Raw genomic sequence first — 22,146 nt, 5'->3', positions numbered from 1 at the left:
ACGGACCGGCCACGGTGGACTACTACTTCTGGGTCGTCCAAGGACCGGATACAACGATTGTTGTAGATACGGGTTTCAGTGAGGACGCCGGCCGCAAGCGCGGCCGGACTCTGCTTCTCGATCCGGCCGAAGCCCTCGCCCAGCTCGGGATAGATCCGGAAGCTATCGAAGACGTTATCGTCACCCATGGCCATTACGACCACATTGGAAACCTTGGCCTATTTCCCAACGCCCGGATCCACATGGCCGAGGCCGAATATAGGTTCTGGACCTCACCTACCTCCGGGCACATTCAGTTCTCCTTCTACTCGGAAGAAGGAGAAATCGATCAGCTTCGCTTGGCTGAGACCGAAGGAAGGCTCAAGTTGTTCTCCGGCGAAACTTCGCCGGTTCCAGGAATCAGGCTGGTGGAGGTTGGCGGGCACACGCCGGGACAGGCAATTGTCTATGTCCCCACATCGGAAGGCGAAGTGCTCCTGGCTTCCGACGCCGTCCACTTCTACGAAGAGCTCGAACGCGACATGCCCTTCACCGCCGTCAGCGACCTGCCAACCATGTATGACGCCTTCGCTTTTATCCGCAGGGAAAAGCAGGAACGCGGACTCACCGTCATCCCTGGCCACGATCCGGACGTCCTCACACGCTTCCGGGCGTGTCCAGACCTTCCCGCTGGAGCCGGAGTAGTCATTGGCGGGACCCCTTCAACAAACAAGGAGACACCATGACCAGCACATTCAACGTCGTAGCCCGGTACCGGACCAAGCCAGGCAATACCGAAGAGGTCCTCAAGCACCTTAGGAACATGGCGGCTGAAACCCGCAATGAACCCGGGAACATTTCTTACGAGTTTTTCCGCGGAGTCGAGGACGACAGAAAGATTGTCATTCTTGAGAGCTACAACACCGCCGATGACTTCGAACTCCACCGGCAAACGCAGCACTTCCTTAAAATCGGTGCGACCCACATCATTCCCGAACTCGAGTCGCGGACCGTTTCCACGTATGTGACCGCCAACAGCCCTGCGGAAGCACCGTAAGAAGCACCGCGGATTCACACCAACCTCCCCCGCCGTCGCCCGGACCAGCCCGAACTGGTCCGGGCTTCACTCTGTGCAGGCCCGCCCCGGTGTACGAAATCCGTCGGCGAACCATACCCGGCTGCTGCCGACGCCATCACCCACCGGCTCCATGGTTTGGGTCGCCGAACGGGACTGCCAAAGCCTTGTCCCTGACCTCCGAGCCGCTTCGCCGAGGTAAGGGACGGTCGGCGATCTTCGTCCCAGAACCGACCCGACAGGACATTCCCATGAAGGCCGTGCGAACCGAAAAGCCGACCATGCCCGCGTTGCTGGTCACCCCGGCAGCGGCCCGCCGGATCGGCCTCGTTAAAGTTCGTGCCATCTCATAGAACCGCAGACAGACCCTGGCTCGGACTTCTCCGGCGTTCTAGCTGAAGATATCGATAACCACTTGAAACGCGGTACATCGGGTCCGTCGGCGACCTTCGTCGTGCCTTGCCTTGCTGGACCCGGGAGCGGTGCTTGGTCACTTTCGCCAACCACCTTCGACGTCCGGGATGTTTGCAACAGAGCACTCGTGAAGATCTTGGGGTTTGAACTGTTCTTCGACCCTGGCCCTTTCGGGCGCGACCTCGCCCTACTGCTCCTTATGACAGCGAGCGGCGACCTCGAAGCCCGCATGTCGCGATTGTCCTGCCGTGGACGGAGAGGGACTGGGCGCTCGACCAATTGGACAACGGGGGTTGGCGGAAAACTCATCCTCACAATCGGCCGTTGACAGGTCACTGCCGGAATCGCCAGAATGCCGCCCCAAGACCTTGGGGCGGCATTCTGGCGTTGGCGGTCTTTACTTAGGCGTCATCGGCCGTCGTTGAGAGCACGCGTCCCAGTCCCTCATAAGCTGCCGGCCGGTTCGACTTCAGCCAGAAGGCGATGAGGAGGCTGAGTACGAACCAGCTGATGCAGAACCATGGGATGAGGCTGACCCAGATGATGTCGCCGCCGAGTGTGCTGAGGTTTGACCAGAGCAGGTACAGGGCGCTTGCTAGCCCGATGGCTCCGATGCCGGGGCAACCATGGTGCGCCACCAGTGGGCGTGCTCGCGGTGTGCCGGGAGGCTGTGGTAGCGGATGGTGGCGATGGAGCAGAGGATCTGGTTGAGCATGACCCAGAAGGTGCAGGCGATGGCGAACCAGCCGAACACTTCGGAGTATGCCGCCGTGTTGAAGTCGTTTCCTGCGAATTCCTAGGCTGAGGGGGCTGCAAAATAGAACGCTGTGAAAAGCCCCAACACCAAGGCTGCTCCGAAGAAGGTGGCCACGGCAGCGTGGTGGGGGCTTCCGTAGCGGGAATGGGTGTGGCCCAGTTTGCTGGGGAACAGCACACCTTCGCGGGCGATCGCATAGATGTAGCGTGAGACGGTCTGATGCAAGGCAAGGATTGATGCGAAGCACCCGGTGATGATGAGCACGTTGATGCAGTCTACGGCCCAGGGTCCCACAAAGGTGTGGGCGAGGGAGATGTAGGACTGGCCCAACTGTCCGGTGGTTTCCTCGACAACACGGCCCATGCCGAATCCGGTGATTGTTGCCCAGGCCGTGATGAACAGAATGAGGCCGATGCCGAGCACGGCCAGGTAGGTTGCCAGAGGTACGAGTTTTCTTGGGTTCTTGGCCTCCTCGGCATAGTTAGGGACGACTTCGAACCCCAGCCAGGACCAGAAGGCGAAGAAGATGCCGATGCCCGGTGCGATGCCGCCGAAGGCGTTCACGGGATTGACGGGCTCCAGGCTGACTCCTTCGGGGCCGCCATTGATGAAAATCGCACCGTTGACAATCGCGAGGATGGCGATTTCGAAGATGAAGAGTACTCCGAGCACCTTCGCAGAGAGTTCAACCCCGAAGTACGACGCGACAGCGGCCAGTACGAGGGCAAGACCTGCGATAACGAGCCACGGGATTTTGATTCCCGTGGCTTGCTCAGTGCGGCGGCCCCGAAGTAACCGATGGCACCCAGTACGGCAACTTCCACGCACAGATATCCGAGCATCAAGGACAGTCCCGAGGCGAGGCCGAGGGGCTTGTTCAAGCCGTTGCTGATGAAACTGTAGAAGCCGCCTGTAGCGCTCAGCCGCCTGGTCATGGCTACGTACCCGACGGCGAAGCAAAGCAGCACCACCATGGCGACGATGAATCCGGCAGGAGCGCCGACGCCATTGCCGAACGCTACTGCAAGGGGAATATTTCCCAGTGCAACCCACCAAGGGGGCGGCGCTGGAGAAGGCGAGCAAGAGAATGCCGATGAGACCGAGCGAACCGGACTTGAGGCGATGAACATCTTGTTGCTCGGGTGCCGCGATTGCAGCGTTGGTAGTTGCCATGGGGTCCTTCTTCGGGAATTCCGGTGTGTGCTGCAGGGGCAGTCCACCCGAAGGTCATTGGGGATTTGATGCGGTGGGGTGTGATGCGGTCGGCGACTGGCCGAGTCGAGTGCAGGCGTGACGCCATCATCGGTGCCGGGGTCGCCGCACGCGATGAGGAGCTTGCGTTGGGTCAGTGCAGAACTGCTCCAGCAGTATGAGAAAGTGAAACATTTTTGTGTTTCGTCTTTGTGAGTATGGGGTATCCAGCGTGTTTCAGGCAATAGGAAATTTTTAGGGTGCGCGGGTGAGCCGCCTAACCTCTAGACTGGCGTGAAGAGCGTGCCTATGCGCCGGAGTGTAAGGAAAGGCTGTGGAGGGGTTGCGACGATGAGCCAGGCGGCGGAGCGAGAGATGGATGGATCGCATTCCGTCTTGGCGAGGGATACGCCCCTGGCGCCTCCGAAACTGCCACGTTCACTGTCCGAGCTGATGACCGAAGCGTCGGGGACCGTCGGGGCCCACCGCACGGCGGTGCAGAAGCGCAGCCGGTCCAAGATGGAAAATGTCTTGGCGGCGGCGATCGATCTTCTTGTTGAAGGCGGCCCGGAGGCCGTCACCACAACCACAGTTGCCGCGCGAGCCGGGGTGTCGGTCGGATGGCTCTACAACTTCTTCGACGGCCGCGAGGCGCTGCTTGAGGAGATCCTGGTTTCCTGCCTCCAGGATCTCGACAACCGACTGGAACGCGTCGATTTTCACCTCGGTGGCCCCGGGTGGAAGGCGAGAGCCGAGGCAGGCGTTGAGGCCCATATTGAGTTCTTCAATGAGACTCCGGCTTTCCGGGCCATCTGGTTTTCAACGGAGTTTACGGGCCGAATGATCCGGGCGAATCGTATGCACGACAACGAGCTGGCAGCATACCTTGCCCGCACCATCACGCAGGTGCGGGCTGACGCGCCGAAAGTCCCCTTGGACGTAGTCACTCAGATCTTCGTCGGAATGCTGGATAAGGGTTTTGACCTTGCCTACAGGGAATCGCCGGACCGCGGCAACGAAGCACTGCTCGAAGAAATGAAACGGTCAAGCATCGAGTATCTGGCCACCTACCTCCCCTAAGAATCCTGGATCCAACGTTCATGCAGGAAAGCGAGCTACGCCCGGCCGGGAGGTCCCGGCCGGGCGTAGCGGCATTTAGTTTCGCGGTTCAGGAAGACGACATCTTCTGCGCGTACGTGGGCAATGCTGGCGAGGCTTAGCCGCAGGCTCGGCCGACCAGCTGGGTGACCGCTTGGGCGACGGGTGTGGGACCGTCGGTCAGCTCGACGATGGTCCGGTTGAGCGCGGGCGTGTGCAGGGCCGCATCGATAAATGCTGCAACATTGTCACGGTGCACGTCGCCGTATTGGATGGCGGGTCCCGCGGTGACACGGCCGTCGCCGGGCTCGTCGCGGAGCAGGCCAGGGCGGACAATGAGCCAGTCAAGGTCGGTCTGCGCCAAGTAGACGTCGGCGGTCTTTTGGTCCTCATGTAGTGCTCGAAGCGGTCGTTGACCGGCCCGCCCCGGCCAGAATCGGGGAACGCAGAAACCAGCACGAATCGTGAAACTCCTGCGAGGGCGGCGGCATCAGCTGCCTTCTCGAGGCCCTTTCCGTCAATCAGCGTGGTCTGGTCCAGGCCGGTGCCGTGGGCGCCGGCGGAGAACACAACGGCGTCATGGCCTCGTAGCCGGGCCGCGAGGGTTTCGACGGAGTCTGCAATGAGGTCGCCGAGGACGGGCTTCGCGCCAGTTGCAGCTACGGTTTCCGCCTGGGTGGGGTTACGGAACATTCCGGTAACCTCGTCACCGCGTTCGCTGAGCAGCAGGGCCAGCCGGCGGCCGACACCTCCGGCTGCGCCAATCTGGAACACCTTCATGGTCATCTCCTTGCGTCAGTAAATTTTGTTACAGTGCGTAGTCGTACTGGTGCAGGAATCGGGGCTGGGCGCCCAACGCTGCTGCTGCGTTGTTTGTCCAAGACGCGTCCCGCAACAGGGCGCGCCCGATGAACACGGCGTCTGCGGCGTCGTCGCGGATCAGCTCAGCGGCCCACTCCGGGTCGGAAATGCGGCCGACGGCGGCAACGGGGACACCGCTCCGGGCGCGAACCTGGGCGGCTTTGTCGACCTGGTAATCCCTTGACTCGGGAATCAGTGCTGGTTCTAGGCCACCGGAGGAGGCATCAACAAGGTCGATCCCACGCTCCTTGGCCCATCCGGCGAGGTGGACGGTGTCTTCAACGCTCCAGGCACGCCGGTCATCGTCGGGATTTTCGTTGATCCAGTCAGTGGTGGAAACGCGCAGGAAAACCGGGCGCCCTTCGGGCCACACAGCCCGTACTGCGTCAATGACGGCCAGTACCAAGCGGGCCCGGTTTTCCAGGCTTCCACCGTATTCGTCGTCGCGAAGGTTGGATACCGGTGACAAGAAGGAGTGGAGCAGGTAGCCATGCGCAGCATGGATCTCAACGACTTCGAAGCCGGCCTGATTGGCCAGTCGGGCCGAATGGGCGAAGGAAGACACGACGTCGGCGATTTGCCCGTGCGTCAGGCTCTCCGGGGCGGGAAAACCGGGAAATTCCACAGTGCTCGGGCCCATGGCTTGCCAGCCGCCTGCGGCCTGGTTCACGGGGTTTCCGCCGAGCCAAGGCGGGTTCACCGATGCCTTGCGCCCGGCGTGCGCCAATTGCACTGCCGGCACAGCCCCGCCCGCCCGGATGGCTCCCGCCAGCCGACCGAAAGCCTCCACCTGCGACTCGGACCAAAGCCCAAGATCGAAGGGCGAGATGCGGCCTTCAGGCGCGACGCCGGTCGCTTCGACCATCACGAGGCCCGCACCACCTGCGGCACGGGCAGAGTAGTGGGCAAGGTGGAAATCGGTGGGCTGGCCAATGTGTTCCCCATCGGCTGCGGCCGAGTAGGTGCACATCGGGGACATCCAGACGCGGTTGGGGATGGTTAATCCGCGCAGCGTGATGGGGCTGAAAACGTTGGTCATGCCGATCTCCTTGCAACTTGGTTCGGTGGACATCGTAGTACGATGAGTGTCGTATTAGCCAAACCGTCGTTGGAGAACATCTTGGATAATCAAGGCATGCGCACGCTGGACCACCCGATGCCCGATCACATCCGGATTGACACCGTTCTTTCTGCCCTGGCCGATCCCATCCGGAGGCGCATCGTGAACCAGTTGGCTGACGGGCACGATGACCAGGCATGCATTGCTTTTGCCCTGCCGGTCAGCAAATCCACGTCCACGCACCATTTCCGGGTCCTGCGGGAAGCCGGGATCATCGAACAGCGATACCAGGGAACGGCGATCCTGAATTCGCTGCGCCGCGCTGCGCTCGACCAGTTGTTCCCCGGTCTGCTGGAGGCCGTTATCGCCGCCGAACGTTCGGCGGCGATAACGGCGATGCCCGGAGGCTAGTTAGGCGTAGAGACGTCGATGACGAACCGGTACCGAACATCGGACGCGAGGATGCGCTCGAATGCTTCATTGACCTGCCCGGCGGAGACGAGTTCGATATCAGAACCAATTCCGCGCAGGGCACAGAAATCCAGCATCTCCTGGGTTTCCTGGATGCCGCCGATGATAGACCCCGCGTAGGATTTGCGGCCTCGAAGAAGTGAGAAGACATTCAACGAAAGGGGTTCGGCTGGCGCGCCCAGATTGACCAGCGCGCCGTCGAGCGCCAGCAGCGAGAGATACGCGTCGACGTCTATCGGCGCGGTCGCGGCTCAGGGTGCCTGGGCCGCGACTCCTGCCCGGGACCGCGCCGACATCCTCTTCCGCACCTACGAAGGAATCCTGGGCCGGCGCGATGAATTCGCGCGGCTGATCGTGGACGAAATGGGCAAGCCATGGGCAGAGGCCCAGACCGAAGTCGATTACGGTGCCGGGTTCTTCCGCTGGTTCGCCGAGTCCGCTGGCAGGCTTCATTCCGAAGGCCAGTACGGCGTCGAACCCGGAGGCCAGTACCGCATTGCTGTGTCCAAACGCCCCGTCGGACCGTCCCTGCTGATCACCCCCTGGAACTTCCCGCTCGCGATGGGCGCACGGAAAATCGCCCCCGCCCTCGCGGCCGGCTGCACTACAGTCCTTAAACCCGCGGTGCAGACACCATTGACATCGTTGCTCCTGGCCCAGGTCCTGCAAGAGGCCGGCACTCCGGCCGGCGTCGTGAACGTGGTCGTCACCGGCAACTCACGCGGTGTGGTCGCCGCCATCATGACCGACCCTCGTGTCCGCAAGGTCTCCTTCACCGGTTCCACCCAGGTCGGCCAGACGCTGCTCTCCCAGGCCGCGGAGAACGTCATGAACACCTCCATGGAACTGGGCGGAAACGCGCCCCTGATCGTGTTCAACGACGCCGACCTGGACAAGGCCCTTGAAGGTGCCATGCTCGCCAAACTCCGTAACGGAGGCCAATCCTGCGTCGCGGCCAACCGGATCTATGTCCAATCCGGCATCGCCGACGAATTCATCGCCCGTTTTACCGAGCGGATGGCCGCCAGCACAACGGGTGAAGGCCACGACCCTGCCACCACGCTCGGCCCGCTCATCGATGACAAACAACGGGCCACTGTCCACGAGCTTGTCACGGACGCCGTCGCCAAGGGCGCCACCTGCCTCGCCGGCGGAAAACCGATTAACGGGGACGGCTACTTCTATCCGGCCACTGTCCTGACCAACATCCCCGCGGACGCGGACATCCGCACCGAGGAAATCTTCGGCCCCGTTGCAGCGATCTACACCTTCGACACCGAGGACGAAGCCATCCATGAGGCCAACAACACCCCCTACGGGCTGGCCTCCTATGTCTTCACCGAGAACCTCTCCCGCGCCCTGCGCGTCGCCGACGCCCTCGACGCCGGCATGACCGGCATCAACCGCGGACTCGTCTCCAACCCCGCCGCCCCCTTCGGCGGAACCAACCAATCCGGACTCCACCGCGAAGGCGGCACCGAAGGCCTCGAGGCCTACCAGGAAACCAAATACACCGGCATCCAACTCTAAGAACCAGTTCCGTCCGGCATGACCCAAACAGCCAGGGGGTTCCCGGCGCAATCACTGCGCCAGGAACCCTCTGCTGCATGCCGGAACTACAGAAACCAAAATCCCGAGGAAGGAGACCGCGATGAATGCGGCCACAGGAATCCCACAAGTCGCCATCAGCATGAACTGGTCCGCCCTGTCGGTCGGTCAGCACATAACCGTGAGCGAGCCGGTTGGCGAAACCCTATCAGGCGGTCATCGATTAAATGACGGAGGGCAAAGGCGTGATGAGCGTAGTCACAGAATTTATGGACCTTCGCAAGGCGTTCGACTATCGCGAAGGCGTTGTCATCGCGCCCGCCTAGCGTTTGTTGCGCGCCGGACTTCAGGCCCCGACGATGGAGCCATCCAGCGCGCAACAACCCTGGTCGCGTGCCGCCCACGCAGATGGGGGTCATCTGCTGGTGAGAGACCGCGGAGCGTCCATTTCTCCGCATACTCCTCAACGAGGCGGGCAAGGCCTACAGTGGCCGGGTCAAGCCGCAGCCGGTCGACGGCCAGCGCCGACAATTGCGCGGCTCGAGTGGCGACGGCAGGATTCTCGAGTCCAAACCGGGCGGCAGCTTCCCAGTCAGGTGACGCGGCGCAGATGTCTTTCGCCGTTTCAGCGGTGGCAGGATCAGAGATGAGCGCAGCGACCACGGCAGCAGGCACGGCCCACCAGCAACCGGGCTGTGCATCCAAGTATCTGACCTCAAAGTAGCCTTTGGGTCGAACGTGGGGAAACAGCGTGCTCAGGTGCTGCTGTAGGTCCGCAACGGTGGCCGGCTGGCGGTCCGGAACTGCCGAAGTCCCCATCGACAGCCATTCGCGGAACGTCAGCCCCGCAGGAGCCCGCCAATCGCCCTGTGACCGACGAATCATCATCAGGGGGGCGTCCAGGGCCCACCGGGCATACGCAGCGCCGGGATCGTGGGCCGCCTTGATATACGGGACGCCCGTTCGGGCCGGGTCGAGGTTGAGCCAGGCGGCAAGTCGCGTGCTCTTCCAGCCGCTCCGTCGTCCAGTGATCCAGGAGGAGTTTGCAAACGTTGCGGCAAGCACAGGGCCGATCGCATACAGAAGGTGCCAGCGCTCACGGATCTCGGCATCACTCGCACCCGCTTCGACGTTGACCTGCACTGACGCAGTCGAGCACATCATGGTTGGGCCGGCCGGAGCCCAGGGTTCGAAATATTGCTCCATGGCAGCGTAGCGGGGGGCTTGTGTTATCCGCTGCGGTTCCCGGTAGGGGGCAACGCCAGCGCCAACTAGGGAGGCCCCCAGAGCGGAGGCCCGCTCCCGCAGCAGTTGCAGGCTGTCGTGCACGGAGCGTACAACTTGCTGGAGATTCGCTTCCGGGCGCGAGCTGAGCTCAAGCTGCCCGCCCGGTTCAAGCGTCAGACTTCCTGCCACATCCACGTGGCTCAGTTCGGAGAACAGACGCCGATGGTTATCCTCTGGAAACGGAAGCTCAAGGGATGGGTCTCCGACGCGGCCCACAAGGAATTCGAGTTCAAGGCCGATTTGTTCTGCGGGACCGGGCGTAAAGCATGAGCGTTGGATCCAGTCCTCGGCAGCGGCTGGAGTCAGGGGATCTTCCGTACAACCGGTGGGGCCGTGCGTGCTGAGTGGGGTCTGGGTGGAAGTCACGTCCTCTGGGTCCTTTCAAGAAGAAGAGGTTGGGTGGGCCGCCACCATTTGCCGGCCCACCCAACCCTCTCTGTCGCGCGCAACCGCACGCGGGGCCGCTTAGGAAGGGATGTCGCCGTCGTAGCGCTCCGCGCCGGGGAGGGGGGCAACCCACGGTTGGGCGGACCGGCACCAGACTTCAACCGTTGGCTTGAGCCACGACGTGTCATTCAGCGTCCCCGCTTTGACGAAGGCCAGGCCGGGCATGGCATCGATGCGACCGACGATCGGAGAGCCGCATTCGGAGCAGAACGAACGGTTCGTGTTGGTCTTGTGCTCTTCTCCAACGGTGATGAAGGTCTTCACCGCGTCGCCGGAGATGGTCAGCTTCTCGTCATCGACGCCTACGACGAGGGAATAGGCGCCGCCAGTCTGGCGCTGGCAGTCGGTGCAGTGGCAGACAGCAGTGAACTTGGGCTCGCTGTCGATGGTGTAGGTAACCTCACCGCAAAGGCATTGACCGTCGAGTTTCATGGGTGCTCCTTGAGCGTCATTGGGAAGGGAGTTGTGGAGTCCGCCGCCTCGCGTGGCGTCGGTCACATCCTAAAGTGAAACAATATCGCATTTCACTATTTTAGGGAAGGTCTTGATCTTGGCCGGATGCGCATCTAAACTGAAACCTGAATCTGTTTCAGAATTCTTCTCTAATCGGAATCCGGCACGCAGCACTAGGAGAGAACACATGGGAGTATCCATCGCGGAAGGTAAGAACGCGATCAAGCCCGCAGACTTCAACGCGCCATACGGACTGCTCATTGACGGCGACATCGTCACGACCGACGAGGGCTTCGAAGTCTTCAACCCAGCCGACAACTCGGTCATCGCCAGCGCACCGCAGGGCACCCGGGAACACATGGAACGTGCCATTGGAGCCGCGAAACGGGCCTTCCCCGCCTGGGCAGCCCTCACGGCCGACGAACGAGAAGCGATCATTGTCGAATTCTTCGAGGCGCTCGAAGCCCAGAAGGACGACTTCATTACCTTGCTCTCCCTTGAGCAGGGCAAGCCCCGGCACAACCAGGCCACCTTCGAAGTGAACCTTGCCAACCCCTGGATCCCGAACACCGCCAAGTCCAGGCTCGAAACCAAGGTTCTGGTGGAAGATGACGCGCACCGCGTCGAGTTGCGCCGCTCCCCGCTCGGTGTCGTCGGGGCCATCATCCCGTGGAACTACCCCTACCTCCACGTCCTGTGGAAGACGGTCCCCGCGCTCATCACCGGCAACACCGTTGTCCTCAAGCCGTCTCCCTACACCCCGCTCTGCGCACTGCGGATCGGGGAACTGGCCGCACAGGTCTTCCCGCCGGGCGTTTTCAACATCGTCACGGGTGGCAACGAGCTCGGACAGATCCTTACTGAAAGCCCGGACGTCGGAATGATCACCTTCACCGGCTCCACGGAAACGGGCACCAAGATCATGGCGTCTGCCGCCGGCACGATCAAGCGAGTGACCCTGGAACTCGGCGGAAACGATCCCGCCATTCTGCTCCCGGACGCAGACTGGCAGGATGCCGTGCCCAAGGTGTTCAATGCGGCGTTCGGAAACTCGGGCCAGTGGTGCATCGCGGCCAAGCGCATCTACGTGCACCGCTCTTTCCACGAAGACTTTGTCAAAGCATTCGTGGCCTACGCCAGGACGCAGAAGGTTGGCGACGGCATGGATCCCACCAGCGACCTGGGCCCCATCAACAACCGGATGCAGTACAACAAGCTGCGCGACCTCTTCGAGGACACCCGCCGCAATGGATACGACGTTCCGCTGGGCGGCACGATCGACGAGTCACTGGACGGCAACTTTGTGCCCGTCACGATCGTGAACAACCCTCCGGAAGACAGCCGCATCGTGCAGGAGGAGCCGTTTGGTCCGATCGTGCCGGTCCTCGTGTACGACGATATTGATGACGTCATCGCGCGCGCCAACGCCACCGTGTTCGGCCTCGGCGCCACCGTATGGGGCCGCGACGAGGAACGGGCCCTGGCAGTGGCAGACCGCATTGACTCCGGCAACGTGTGGATCAACCAGGGACAAAGCCACCCGGACCACGCCCCGTTCGGCGGCCATAAGCAGTCCGGACTCAGCGTCGAACACGGCGACGAAGGCCTCGCCTCACATACGAACAACAAGACCGTTGTGATCCGCAAACGCTAGCCAGACCTTCCCCCAAGAAAACCCCAACCGGATGTCTGCAGACACCCGGCCAGCCAAGGAGAAATCATGCCCAAGAACCTCAAAGTAGTTCCGACTGACGAATACGACCAGATCGTCGCGACCGTCCAGAAATACGTCGAAGGCCTGCGGGTCGGCAGCCCCGAAGGCGTAGCCGAGGCCTTCCACCAGGACGCCACCATGTACGGCTTCACCAACGGCCAGCTTCTGGGTGGCCCCATCAAGAACCTCTACGACTTCGTCGCCGAGAACGGAACCGCTCCCGACGTCAAGACGCGCGTGGACATCATCGGCATCACCCAGACCACCGCCGTCGTGAAGGTCGACATGGAAAACGACGCCATTGGCGCCGACTACACCGACTTCCACACCCTGCTGAAGCAGGACGGCGAGTGGAAGATCATCGCCAAGGTGTACCACCAGTACGAGGCCTAGGCCAAGGCTTGTACGGAGGGGAGGCTCGCATGTTGCGGGCCTCCCCTCCGCGTGGTCGCCGACATTACCGTCCTCAACCGCGGACTCGTCTCCAACCCCGCCGCCCCCCTTCGGCAGAACCAACCAATCCGGACTCCACCGCGAAGGCGGCACCGAAGGCCTCGAGGCCTACCAGGAAACCAAATACACCGGCTTCCAACTCTAAGAACCAGTTCCGTCCGGCATGACCCAAACAGCCAGGGGGTTCCCGGCGCAATGACTGCGCCAGGAGCCACCTGTCCTACGCCGCTGCGGCTGGAACCCTCCACGACAAAGATCGGAGCTGAGATGAAAACAGCACAGCGCCTCACAGAGGTGACCGTCAGCCAAAACTGGTCCGGCCTGTCGGCCGGTCAGCATGTAACCGTGACCGAGCCCGTTGGAGAGCCCTATCAGGCCGTCATCGACGTAAAGACCGACGACAGCGGCGTGGTTTGGGTCGAAACCGAGCGGATGCATGTGCGCAGGGCGTTCGACTACCGCGAAGGCGTGATCATCACACCCGCATAGCCTGCCTCAGTACAGGACTCCGCATGATTGATTGGCTCCGTTGACCCTACCTCGCATTCTCGTTTCCGGCCGACCCGTCAAAGTAGGGTGGAAGTGGTCTCCTGCCGCAAATAGCAGCAGCGACTTACTCACCAACTCGAAGCCCGTACGCCATCCGGCAGATCCGCAGTAGCCGCCTAGGCGCCCATCACCAAAGCACGGGTCAACAACAGGACACGAGAAAAACAATAATCACAAGACCCAACGGGCTGATTCGGTGGCGTAGAAGCGTTTGAAGGCCCATCCGTCGGCCAGTGTGCGGTGGTACCGTTCGATCTTGCCGTTGGTTTGTGGACGGTAAGGTCGCGTCTTTTTGGCCTTGATGTTCAGGTCCCGGCAGGTGTCCCGCCAGAGGTTCGATTTGTATGCTGATCCGTTGTGAAAGGACTCGCTCGACGGTGACGCCGCGGGCGGCGAACCGGGACACTGCCCTTTTCAACACGGAGGCTGCGGTGGCCGCTGTTTCGTCATCATGGATCTCGGCGTAGGCAACGCGTGAGTGGTCGTCCACGACTGTGTGCACGTAGGCGGTGCCGATCAGCGGGTTGTGGTGGTTGTTTCGCGGCTTTGCCGGGGTCAGAGTGCGGTTCTTCTTGCCTTCCTGCCGGCCAACGTAGCGCCAGCCGCCACCGTCCGGGATGTTGCCGAGCTTCTTCACATCGACGTGGATCATCGCCCCCGGTTTGTCGTGTTCGTAGCGGCGGATGACTTCTCCGGTGCGCTTATCCACGTAATGCAACCGGTTTAGCCAGCACCGGACCAGGACCGCGTGGACGTGGAGGCAGGCATGGCCAGCTTCGCTCCAATCGCGACAGGGCCCAGCCTGTGCTTCCAGCGCAGGTGCACGACCTTGCGAACCAGGTGCGGCGGAGTCCGGTTCGCCACCCGGTGCGGGCTTGAGGATCGGTCGGACATGCCAGCTGCGCCCATCGAGGCATACCTGGCTGCCCACCGTTTGGCCGTCGGCCGGGAGCAATTGAACTGTTCGGCAGCCCGGGACACCGGCCAGCCGTGATCAACGACGAGCCGCGCAACGCGTAACCGTTGGGGTGGAGTCAAAGCGGCATTAGCGTGGGACATTGAGGACCTCCTGGTCGCGTCAGCGGTTGTTCAAACAACTCCACTGCGCGCAGGAGGTCCTCACCCATGAGTCAACGACTCCAGCGAGTCATCACATTCACCCAACCGCGTCCCTGGGCAGAACAGCTAGATCAGGCCAAGATTCATGGCGAGGATGACGGCACGCGTCCTCGTCGAGGTTGCGAGCTTGGTCCGCACGTTTTCCATATGTGTCGAAACCGTTCGAGGAGAGAGAAACAGCTCGGTGGCAATTTGATTGTCCGTGAGCCCGTCCTTTACCAAACGCAGGATTTCGAGTTCGCGGGGCGTTAGACCCAGACTGCGGCTCTGCTGGACGCGCTCGACCATCTCTGCGAGAACTGGGCGGAGCGCCGCCAGCATCGATGTGGTGGGCTCCCGCCACGAGGGATGTTCCGTGCTCAGGTTGCAAGTCCCGATTAACCCCGCTTTGCCTGTCAAGGGCATCGTGACCCCGTTGTTGAATCCTTCCGGCCCAAAATGCATCAGCGCTGGCGCTGAGGCGCGGAACCCCGGCAGGTTGTCCCAGTCATAAATAGTGGACTCGTCAAGCAACGCGCGTCGCGCACCGCCATCATTTATCAGCAGATCTCGCACGATGTAGTCAACTATGGCTTCGCGGTAGCCCGCGCTCCCAACCGGAACATGGGCCCGTGAAAGCGGATCCATGTATGTGAGCAGGATGGCTCCTGCCCCGCTTTCGTGGCGCACAAGATCGAAGTAAGCCGCGCGCCGACGCGCTGTTTCGGCGCTTTGAAGGTCTTGGAGCAAGAGCACCCGAGAGTCGAAGTCCACGCTGCCCCCACGGTGTTGTCTCGAAAAGTGTTTCATTGCCCTGCCAGGTTCGGGCAGGACAGCAATGAGTCGCGTTGTTGGCGTCAATCTTTGCATCACGGGGCTGCGTGTGACGCCGAGTACACCAAATATACGTCAAATACCCGATACCTGATAGAACTTCAGGTTTCTAAGCTGGCTCTATTCCGCAGGGATCCCCCACCCTTTGGACCTCAATTCCAGTCTTATAGGAGCTTTATGCGATTCAAACCAGCCCTCACCGCATGTGCTGTGACGTTGGCGCTAGCGTCCACAGTTACGCTTTCGGGATGCAGCACGCCGTCTTCGAGCGCAACCAGCGCGGAGTGCCCGAAAACGTACACCGTCGGCTTCAGCCACCCGATCGGCGAAGCCGAAGTAATCAAAGCCCTTAAGTCGCTCGCCAAGGACTACTCCACCAAAGTTAGTTGCGTCGAGCTGCTCCTCGACAACACCACAGGAATGAAGCTGGAAAGCCAGCGCGCAACCATCGAAAGCTGGGTAACGCAGCGGGTTGACGCAATCGTGCTATGGCCTGTGGACTCGACGGCATTCGCTGGCCTCCAACGGCAAGCCCAAAGTCAAGGCACCAAATGGCTGACCTATCTGACCAGCATGGACGGTCAAGATGGCAGCGTCGGTTTTGACAACAAGCTCCAAGGCGAGCAGATTGCAGAAGACGTGACAGCTTGGATCAAGAAGAACTACCCCAACGGCGGGGCAACCGCTGCGGTCACAACGCTGACGACGCTTCCGCCGTCCCGACCCCGGTACGAAATCCCGATCAATGCGATCGAAGCGGCCGGGATCAAGGTGGTTTCCGAACAAAACTGTACGGACCAAGCATGCGGTCTGCAGATTGCCGAAGACGCACTTCGCGAACACCCCGATCTCCGTATCTTCGTCGGTCTCAGCGACGAGTCTGCTATCGGTGCAATGAAGGCCTTCAAAAACGCTGGAATCGATCCAGCGCTTGTCTACATAGCGGGACAGGACGGATCTCCCGAAGGGCTGGCTGCCGTTCAGCAGGGCGGCATGTACAGGGCAAGCTCCGCGATTCCGATGGATGACCTTGCAGCCTCTATAGTCGATGCCGCCTTGGCCGCCGTCACAGGCAAGGGTGAAGCCAACCTCGTGACGCCAACCGTTTTGGCCAAGGCCGACAATCCGCAGGTTGTCGCGGACCTCCTCAAGAACTTTGAGCGCAAGGACTAGCGACGTGATACGGGATACTGACGTGCATGAGGCTGTTGGGCCGTACGGCCTACAGCTGTCTGGCATTCGAAAGTCCTACGGGATGAATAACGTCCTCCGGGGCATCGACATGAAAATCACCGCTGGCACCGTACATGCCCTACTTGGTGCAAATGGTGCCGGGAAGTCCACTCTCCTAGGGTGTCTTAGCGGTGCCACGCATCCTGACGACGGCGAGATTGTCATTGGAGGACGTTCATACAGCGGCCTAACCCCAACCCAGGCCTTCGAAGCCGGATGCGCAATCATCTACCAGCATTTTCAATTGATCGACTCACTCAATGTCGCGGATAACATATTTCTTGGCCAAGAACGCCGGAACGCTGTCGGAGCAGTAGATGCGCGCCGGCAGGAGCGGGAAGCGGCGAACATTCTTGAGTCTCTGGGGGTAGACATTAGTCCTCGCGCACTGGTCGGGTCGCTGTCAGTAGGAGAGCAACAGATCGTCGAAATCGCCCGGGCGCTTCGCAGGAAACCGGATCTGCTGATCTTGGATGAGCCGACAGCGGCGCTAGGGCCGCATGAGGTCACTGCGCTGATCCGACTCGTGAGGCGGCTGGCCACGACACAAGGACTCACCGTAATTTACGTGACACACCTCTTGAACGAGGTACTACAGGTTGCTGATGCCGTGACCGTGCTCCGGGACGGCCAGGTCTATTGGACGCGCGCCCGGCAGGACCTCGAAATGCAGGACCTGGTGGATGGTATCTCCCCTGGAAGTGCCCTCACCGGAGCTAAACGTGACTGCACCCCAGGCGAGCCGATACTGCAATTGACTAATCTCCAGTGCACGTTTACCGGACCGCTCACCACAACCGTCCACGCAGGCGAGATCGTGGGCTTGTTCGGACTCCTTGGTTCGGGAAGGACGAACCTCCTCGAGTCCATCGCAGGCGTGAGACGACAGGTAGAAGGAACTGTCAGCCTCTCAGGCGCTCACCTCGAAGCTGGTTCACTGGCGAAGGCTGCGGCCGCCGGCGTCTCCCTGGTTGCTGCCGATCGAAAGGTGCAGTCACTTTTTGGCAGTATGACCGCAGAGGAAAATGTGCTGCTCCCACACTATCCTCAGCTTTCCAAAGGCTTTCGCAGCCCGTCTCGGGAGCGGGCCTCGTTTCACAGCATCGCAAGAAAGATCCGGCTCCACCCGGTGGCCCCGAAAAGTCCCGCGGACTCGTTCTCGGGCGGAAATGCACAAAAGTTGGTCGTCGGACGGTGGGCTGCTGACCTTGGAAACACATCCGTTCTGCTCCTTGACGAACCAACCCAGGGCGTTGACATCGGCTCGCGCCACGAGATCTACGAATTACTCCGCGCGTTTGCCTCTAATTCTCATCGCTGCGTGATCTTCGCATCGAGCGAACCCGAGGAACTTCTTGCCCTCGCAGACAGGGTCTTCATTCTGGTGGACGGTGTCCCCACCGAAATTGCTACCGAGGACATCACCGAAAGTCACCTACTGTCAGCTGCCCACGGCAGCTTTGATGGAGTGGAAGGAAGGACAAAGTGACAGCGTTGGAATCGACCACCGTTAGCGCGCCAAACAGTGCTCCAGTGGAACCAAGTATGACGACCAAGAGACTTGTCCTACGGGGCATCAACTGGTTCATGCCAGCAGCGACCATCGGTCTCATGGTGCATTTCTCGGTCGTCACGAAGTCGTTCCTCACAGGCGGCAATCTGCTCGCGGTCCTAACCCAAAATGGCCCCACCTTCATTGTTGCCGTCGTCGCGGCGGTCCTGCTGATGGCCGGGTACGTTGATCTTTCGGTGGGCTCAACTTTGGCCCTCGCGGGGTCTGCTCAGGGTTGACGTTCCTTAGCGCTGGCATCATTCCCGGGCTCATCGTCGGGATCCTAGTAGGGACGGTGATAGGTGCAATTAATGGGGTTCTCATTGGCTGGCTCAACCTATCGCCATTGGTAGTAACACTCGGAATGCTCGCAGCTACTAGGGGCGTTGCGCAGTTTCTCGCCCCCGATTCACTGTACGGTTTTCCGGCGGACGTGAATGTCTTGGGTAACGGCTCAGTCCTTGGGGTGTCCTATCTCGGGATCGCCGCCCTGTTGGTCATCGGGATAGCCCTGGTCGCTATGAATCGCCTCCCGATTGGACGCAGGATTGTCGCCATAGGCGTGAACTCCCGAGCCTCCTACCTGGTGGGGATCCCTGTGAAGCGCATCTCCGTCCTCCTTTACATTGTGGTCGGGCTTGCCGCCGGGCTCGCCGGCGTCCTACAGGTAGCTCGCTTGGACAGTGCACCTTCAGGCACCCTGGGCGTCGGATTCGAAGTGACCGTCCTAACCGCCGTGCTGCTTGGCGGCATACCCTTCAACGGCGGACGAGGAAGCGTATTAAGGGTCGTTCTCGGTGTGTGGCTCATCGCAGTTCTAAAAACGGGCTGACGCTGCTGAATCTGGGTCCGGAAATCGCCGGGATAGTAACTGGAAGTGTCCTGGTACTGGCCGCCGGCCTCGAAGCTGTTCGCTTCTGGGTACAGCGGACCAAATGACCCTCATCAATTCGGCCGCTATTCACGGCAACAAATCATAAACTTAGGAGATCCCATGGAACTGGACGTCGTTGCTGACATCCCGTGGATGAGCGCAACCCAAATGAGTGAGAGGGTGCGTCATCAGGAGTTGTCGCCCGTTGATATCGCCGCATCCATGACTCAACGTGTCAAAGCACTGAATCCCGAGCTGAATGCCTACGTGACTTTCGACGAAGAACAAATCCATAAGGACGCCCTTCGCCTCGAAGAGATGGCTGATTCAGAAGCGCAGCAGCTGGGGCCACTTCACGGTGTGCCATTCTCCGTCAAGGAACTGACCGCCATGAAGGGCCTACCGGCAACGTATGGTTATCTGCCACTAAAGGGAACCTTTGCAAAACACGAAGCTGCCGTAGTTAGACGGCTCAAAGCAGCAGGGGGCCTTTTCTTGGGAAAGACCAACATGCCCGAGGGTGGCTACTACGGTGGAACTGACGGTCACCTTTATGGCGCCACACATAATCCTTGGAAGCATGGATATTCGGCAGGCGGTTCGAGCGGTGGTGCCGCTGCGGCTGTTGCAGCAGGACTGGGCCCCCTTGCCGAAGGAAGTGACGGCGCAGGGTCGGTTCGGATCCCAGCGTCAATGTGTGGCGTTGTTGGAATGAAGCCTACGCACGGCCTTATCCCCCAGACAGTTCTCGGAGGACGGTACTACACCTGGATCTACCATGGCCCGATTGCCCGGACGGTGGCTGATGCCGCGCTTATGCTCAATGTCATGGCAGGTCCGGATGACGAGGACCCGACCAGTCTGCCCAAAATAGATGTCGACTTCACGGAGGAGATCAAGAAGCCGATTGGTGGCTGGCGGATTGCGTGGTCCCCGGACCTTGGCCTCGGTTACGTCGACCCCGAAGTTGCAGCAATTTGTCGATCCGCCATGGATGCTTTCGAAGAACTTGGGGCCGTTGTCCAGCAGGCCACCCCGCATGGGACGGTGCAGAGGAAGCGATGTGGAATGGTGTTTGGCTGCCGGGTTTTGCCGGTCAGACAGATCTGCTTGACTGGCCCGCCATGGAGGGGCAAGTGGATGAAAACCTTCTGGAGATCATGAGGCAGTGCAGGACACTCAACGGAGACGACAAGGGCCGGGCTGATCTTTACCGGGGTCAAATGTGGAATACATTTCGGGAGTTCATGTCAGGCTTCGACCTGCTCGTGTCACCCACATTAACTTCCGCGGCTTTCCCTCTCGAACAGTTCGCTCCGAGCTGGCTCGAGGGCAAGCCCCTGCGCGAGCAGATCCTTGGATGGCTACTCACATACCCATTCAACATGATGACAACTCCATCTATTACAGTGCCGGCAGGGTTCACGTCGGAGGGGCTCCCTGTTGGGCTGCAGATTTCGGGCGGATTCCACGCTGACGCGAAAGTGTTGCGGGCTGCAGCAGCTTTCGAAAGCGCCCGGCCCTGGTCGCATAAACAGCCGTCGCTGCTGGAAGAAAGGACGGTCTAGGGTACGAGGCGTAATGCGGCGCACCTGGTGTGCATGATTGTCTCCGACCTCCGGCCCTTGGCGGAACGATTCAATCCGGACTCCGCGCCGAGGTAGGCCGCCTCGAACATCTCGAGCCCCATTTGTACCGCCCCTACCCAGCCGGACTGCCCAAGTCGCATGAACCTGTATTGAGGGTGGCCAAGAATCCCGCGTGGCAGCGGGCGGGCACTTTCGGGACTCAGAGGTTGTCTTGCCACTTAGGCAGCAAGACTTAAGTGGCAAGACAAGAAAATGCTGCGGCTCCCTGGGGAAACCCAGGGAGCCGCAGCATGTGATTCAGGGTTTAGCGGCAGCGCCATCCGAGCATGCCTTGGCTGGCCCAGGGGCGGACGTTGGCGGTAAAGGCCACGCAGTAACCACGGTTGACTGAGAATGTCAATCTGATTTGAACCCACTCCGCCTTGGGATCGCAGCCTAATCGGAGACCACCCCGGATAGCCGCGGCAGGCCCCCGGACACTGATAACTGGCGCGGCCGCTCGCACCCTGTGAATATCAGCTAAGCGTCATGTGGCTCTGGCAGGAAGTTCGTGAACGGTGACAGAGGGTCGCTGCGGTGTTCCCATGCCTGGACAAGGCTCTGGCGAAGCAGGTGGACGGGACGGTGCGGATATCGTCCCGGACCCGTGCGACAGTGCGTTCACGCGCTCGGACTGCGGGTTGCAGTCGTGCAAGAACCCTTCATTTGGCGGCTAAGTCACAGCTTGGATTGCCGGTTTCCTCGTCTTGACGTGTTCATGTTCAAGCGTCCGGGTTGAGGAAGAGTTCGTTGTGCCCATTTTTCAACGAGTTGTGTCACGACGTGAAGACCTGTTTATGTGGATTGGCCGCCCCCGTCGATAGTCAGGATTGTCCCGTTGGTGTAGCCCGAGCGAGGCGACGCGAGAAATGCCGCCGCGCTGGCTATTTCCAAGGCGGTGGCCGAGCGGGCGTAGGGCAGGGAGGCGTTGAGTTCCGGCCAGCGATTCGCGTCGCCCAGTTCGGTCTGGGCTTTTGCCTTGAGCATCATTTCGTTTCTGGAGGTGGAAACCGGTCCGGGGTTGATGCCGATGACGCGCATCCCGTCACTACTTGCGGCCTTTCCCAGGGCTCGGGTGAATGCCATGAGCGCGGCGTTGCCGGTCGATCCGGCGATGTAGTCCGGCCGGTAGAGTTCCCCTGCTACGCCGATGATGTTGATGATAACGCCCTTCGACTTAGCGAGGTTGGTGTAGAGGGCACGGGTGAGGCCGATGTAGCCAAAGACCTTGAGGTCCCAGGCATCCCTCCACTGCTGATCGTCGATCTCTTGTAGGGTTCCGGGAGGAATGGCCCCCGCGTTGTTGACCAGAATGTCGATCCCGTCGACGTTGGCGCTGAGTCTTGTGTGTTCGGCGGCTGAGGATAGGTCCGCGGCTTCTACTCGGACGGGAACCTCGTAATGCCGGCGGATGTTGGCCGCTTCGGTTTCAAGCCGGCCTTTGTCACGGCTGACCAGAATGAGGGCGCATCCTTCGCCGGCCAGTACCCGGGCCGTTTCCAGGCCGATGCCTTGGGACGCTCCGGTTACGAGGGCGACTTTCCCACGTATGGACAGGTCCATCTGCTTT

The 22,146-nt window shown here is 60.9% G+C and carries 21 protein-coding genes and 4 pseudogenes; 14 read left to right on the top strand and 11 right to left on the bottom strand.

The window, feature by feature from the left end; genetic code table 11:
- Positions 1–14 precede the first annotated feature (14 nt).
- Positions 15–725 (top strand): N-acyl homoserine lactonase family protein, encoded by a 711-nt coding sequence (locus tag ABRP34_RS23775; protein ID WP_353713561.1) that lies wholly within the window; start codon positions 15–17, stop codon positions 723–725.
- Entirely contained in the window at positions 722–1,036 is a 315-nt protein-coding gene (locus tag ABRP34_RS23770) for an antibiotic biosynthesis monooxygenase family protein (RefSeq protein WP_353713560.1), read from the top strand. The genes ABRP34_RS23775 and ABRP34_RS23770 overlap by 4 nt, the downstream gene beginning before the upstream one ends.
- Before the next feature lie 833 nt (positions 1,037–1,869).
- Here the strand turns inward: ABRP34_RS23770 and ABRP34_RS23765 are convergent.
- Genes ABRP34_RS23765 through ABRP34_RS23755 form a run of 3 tightly spaced genes read right to left on the bottom strand, consistent with a single transcriptional unit; the run spans position 1,870 to position 3,398 of the window.
- Positions 1,870–2,106, bottom strand: coding sequence for a hypothetical protein (locus ABRP34_RS23765; protein WP_353713559.1), 237 nt, complete (start codon positions 2,104–2,106; stop codon positions 1,870–1,872).
- Positions 2,064–2,222, bottom strand: coding sequence for a hypothetical protein (locus ABRP34_RS23760; RefSeq protein ID WP_353713558.1), 159 nt, complete (start codon positions 2,220–2,222; stop codon positions 2,064–2,066). Before ABRP34_RS23760 ends, ABRP34_RS23765 begins: the two co-directional genes overlap by 43 nt.
- A gap of 42 nt (positions 2,223–2,264) precedes the next feature.
- Positions 2,265–3,398 carry an APC family permease gene (locus tag ABRP34_RS23755; protein WP_353713557.1) on the bottom strand — a complete coding sequence of 378 codons (1,134 nt, stop codon included), beginning with the start codon at positions 3,396–3,398 and terminating at the stop codon, positions 2,265–2,267.
- Between the two features lie 369 nt (positions 3,399–3,767).
- On the opposite strand from ABRP34_RS23755, the gene ABRP34_RS23750 reads away from it, so the two are divergent.
- Entirely contained in the window at positions 3,768–4,496 is a 729-nt protein-coding gene (locus ABRP34_RS23750) for a TetR/AcrR family transcriptional regulator (protein ID WP_353713556.1), read from the top strand.
- 136 nt (positions 4,497–4,632) lie between these two features.
- On the opposite strand, the pseudogene ABRP34_RS23745 reads toward ABRP34_RS23750, so the two are convergent.
- Both ABRP34_RS23745 and ABRP34_RS23740 read right to left on the bottom strand, forming a co-directional pair.
- A pseudogene (locus ABRP34_RS23745) lies at positions 4,633–5,294 on the bottom strand (NAD(P)H-binding protein).
- A 28-nt stretch (positions 5,295–5,322) separates the two neighbouring features.
- Positions 5,323–6,414: an NADH:flavin oxidoreductase/NADH oxidase gene (locus tag ABRP34_RS23740; RefSeq protein WP_353713555.1), complete on the bottom strand. Its 1,092-nt coding sequence runs from the start codon at positions 6,412–6,414 to the stop codon at positions 5,323–5,325.
- Between the two features lie 96 nt (positions 6,415–6,510).
- On the opposite strand from ABRP34_RS23740, the gene ABRP34_RS23735 reads away from it, so the two are divergent.
- Complete coding sequence (locus ABRP34_RS23735; RefSeq protein ID WP_353713671.1) at positions 6,511–6,846, top strand: helix-turn-helix transcriptional regulator; 336 nt, start codon at positions 6,511–6,513, stop codon at positions 6,844–6,846.
- Here ABRP34_RS23735 and ABRP34_RS23730 read toward each other — a convergent pair.
- A pseudogene (locus ABRP34_RS23730) lies at positions 6,843–7,151 on the bottom strand (NAD(P)-dependent alcohol dehydrogenase); the annotation flags it as partial. The gene ABRP34_RS23735 and the pseudogene ABRP34_RS23730 overlap by 4 nt on opposite strands.
- On the opposite strand from ABRP34_RS23730, the gene ABRP34_RS23725 reads away from it, so the two are divergent.
- The gene (locus ABRP34_RS23725; RefSeq protein WP_353713554.1) at positions 7,090–8,436 is read left to right on the top strand and encodes an NAD-dependent succinate-semialdehyde dehydrogenase; all 1,347 of its coding nucleotides are present in this window, start codon (positions 7,090–7,092) and stop codon (positions 8,434–8,436) included. The pseudogene ABRP34_RS23730 and the gene ABRP34_RS23725 sit on opposite strands and share 62 nt — an antisense overlap.
- A 327-nt stretch (positions 8,437–8,763) precedes the next feature.
- Here the strand turns inward: ABRP34_RS23725 and ABRP34_RS23720 are convergent, their stop codons facing one another.
- Positions 8,764–9,870, bottom strand: coding sequence for a glutamate-cysteine ligase family protein (locus tag ABRP34_RS23720; protein WP_353713682.1), 1,107 nt, complete (start codon positions 9,868–9,870; stop codon positions 8,764–8,766).
- Here ABRP34_RS23720 and ABRP34_RS23715 point away from each other — a divergent pair.
- Positions 9,796–10,011 (top strand): hypothetical protein, encoded by a 216-nt coding sequence (locus tag ABRP34_RS23715; RefSeq protein WP_353713683.1) that lies wholly within the window; start codon positions 9,796–9,798, stop codon positions 10,009–10,011. The genes ABRP34_RS23720 and ABRP34_RS23715 overlap by 75 nt on opposite strands.
- 195 nt (positions 10,012–10,206) lie before the next feature.
- Here ABRP34_RS23715 and ABRP34_RS23710 read toward each other — a convergent pair whose 3' ends face one another.
- Entirely contained in the window at positions 10,207–10,620 is a 414-nt protein-coding gene (locus ABRP34_RS23710; RefSeq protein WP_353713553.1) for a GFA family protein, read from the bottom strand.
- A 208-nt stretch (positions 10,621–10,828) separates the two neighbouring features.
- On the opposite strand from ABRP34_RS23710, the gene ABRP34_RS23705 reads away from it, so the two are divergent.
- From ABRP34_RS23705 to ABRP34_RS23695, 3 genes are all read left to right on the top strand, one after another.
- Complete coding sequence (locus ABRP34_RS23705; protein ID WP_353713552.1) at positions 10,829–12,295, top strand: aldehyde dehydrogenase family protein; 1,467 nt, start codon at positions 10,829–10,831, stop codon at positions 12,293–12,295.
- A gap of 66 nt (positions 12,296–12,361) precedes the next feature.
- The gene (locus ABRP34_RS23700; protein ID WP_353713551.1) at positions 12,362–12,748 is read left to right on the top strand and encodes a nuclear transport factor 2 family protein; all 387 of its coding nucleotides are present in this window, start codon (positions 12,362–12,364) and stop codon (positions 12,746–12,748) included.
- A 327-nt stretch (positions 12,749–13,075) separates the two neighbouring features.
- On the top strand, positions 13,076–13,297 hold the full coding sequence (locus ABRP34_RS23695) for a hypothetical protein (protein WP_353713550.1): 222 nt from the start codon (positions 13,076–13,078) through the stop codon (positions 13,295–13,297).
- Positions 13,298–13,540: 243 nt separating this feature from the next.
- On the opposite strand, the pseudogene ABRP34_RS23690 reads toward ABRP34_RS23695, so the two are convergent.
- Together ABRP34_RS23690 and ABRP34_RS23685 are read right to left on the bottom strand one after the other, a co-directional pair.
- Positions 13,541–14,416, bottom strand: a pseudogene (locus tag ABRP34_RS23690) (IS481 family transposase); the annotation flags it as partial.
- A 126-nt stretch (positions 14,417–14,542) separates the two neighbouring features.
- Positions 14,543–15,229, bottom strand: coding sequence for a LuxR C-terminal-related transcriptional regulator (locus tag ABRP34_RS23685; protein ID WP_353713549.1), 687 nt, complete (start codon positions 15,227–15,229; stop codon positions 14,543–14,545).
- Between the two features lie 237 nt (positions 15,230–15,466).
- Between ABRP34_RS23685 and ABRP34_RS23680 the strand changes: the two genes are divergently transcribed.
- The 5 genes and pseudogenes from ABRP34_RS23680 (at position 15,467) to ABRP34_RS23660 (ending at position 20,516) form a co-directional block, all read left to right on the top strand.
- Complete coding sequence (locus ABRP34_RS23680; protein WP_353713548.1) at positions 15,467–16,462, top strand: sugar ABC transporter substrate-binding protein; 996 nt, start codon at positions 15,467–15,469, stop codon at positions 16,460–16,462.
- Between the two features lie 22 nt (positions 16,463–16,484).
- A complete protein-coding gene (locus tag ABRP34_RS23675) occupies positions 16,485–18,011 on the top strand; it encodes a sugar ABC transporter ATP-binding protein (RefSeq protein WP_353713547.1) in 1,527 nt (508 codons plus the stop codon).
- 56 nt (positions 18,012–18,067) lie between these two features.
- Positions 18,068–18,313, top strand: coding sequence for a hypothetical protein (locus tag ABRP34_RS23670; RefSeq protein ID WP_353713546.1), 246 nt, complete (start codon positions 18,068–18,070; stop codon positions 18,311–18,313).
- Positions 18,310–18,906, top strand: coding sequence for an ABC transporter permease (locus ABRP34_RS23665; protein ID WP_353713545.1), 597 nt, complete (start codon positions 18,310–18,312; stop codon positions 18,904–18,906). Before ABRP34_RS23670 ends, ABRP34_RS23665 begins: the two co-directional genes overlap by 4 nt.
- A 162-nt stretch (positions 18,907–19,068) precedes the next feature.
- A pseudogene (locus tag ABRP34_RS23660) lies at positions 19,069–20,516 on the top strand (amidase family protein).
- A gap of 855 nt (positions 20,517–21,371) precedes the next feature.
- Here the strand turns inward: ABRP34_RS23660 and ABRP34_RS23655 are convergent.
- Entirely contained in the window at positions 21,372–22,139 is a 768-nt protein-coding gene (locus ABRP34_RS23655; RefSeq protein ID WP_353713544.1) for a short-chain dehydrogenase/reductase, read from the bottom strand.
- Positions 22,140–22,146: the final 7 nt, after the last annotated feature.

The sequence above is a fragment of the Arthrobacter sp. K5 genome (assembly GCF_040448525.1).
Lineage (GTDB): Bacteria > Actinomycetota > Actinomycetes > Actinomycetales > Micrococcaceae > Arthrobacter > Arthrobacter globiformis.
The sequence above is the reverse complement of the archived record's forward strand: the minus strand, read 5'-3'. Positions and strand labels throughout refer to the sequence as shown.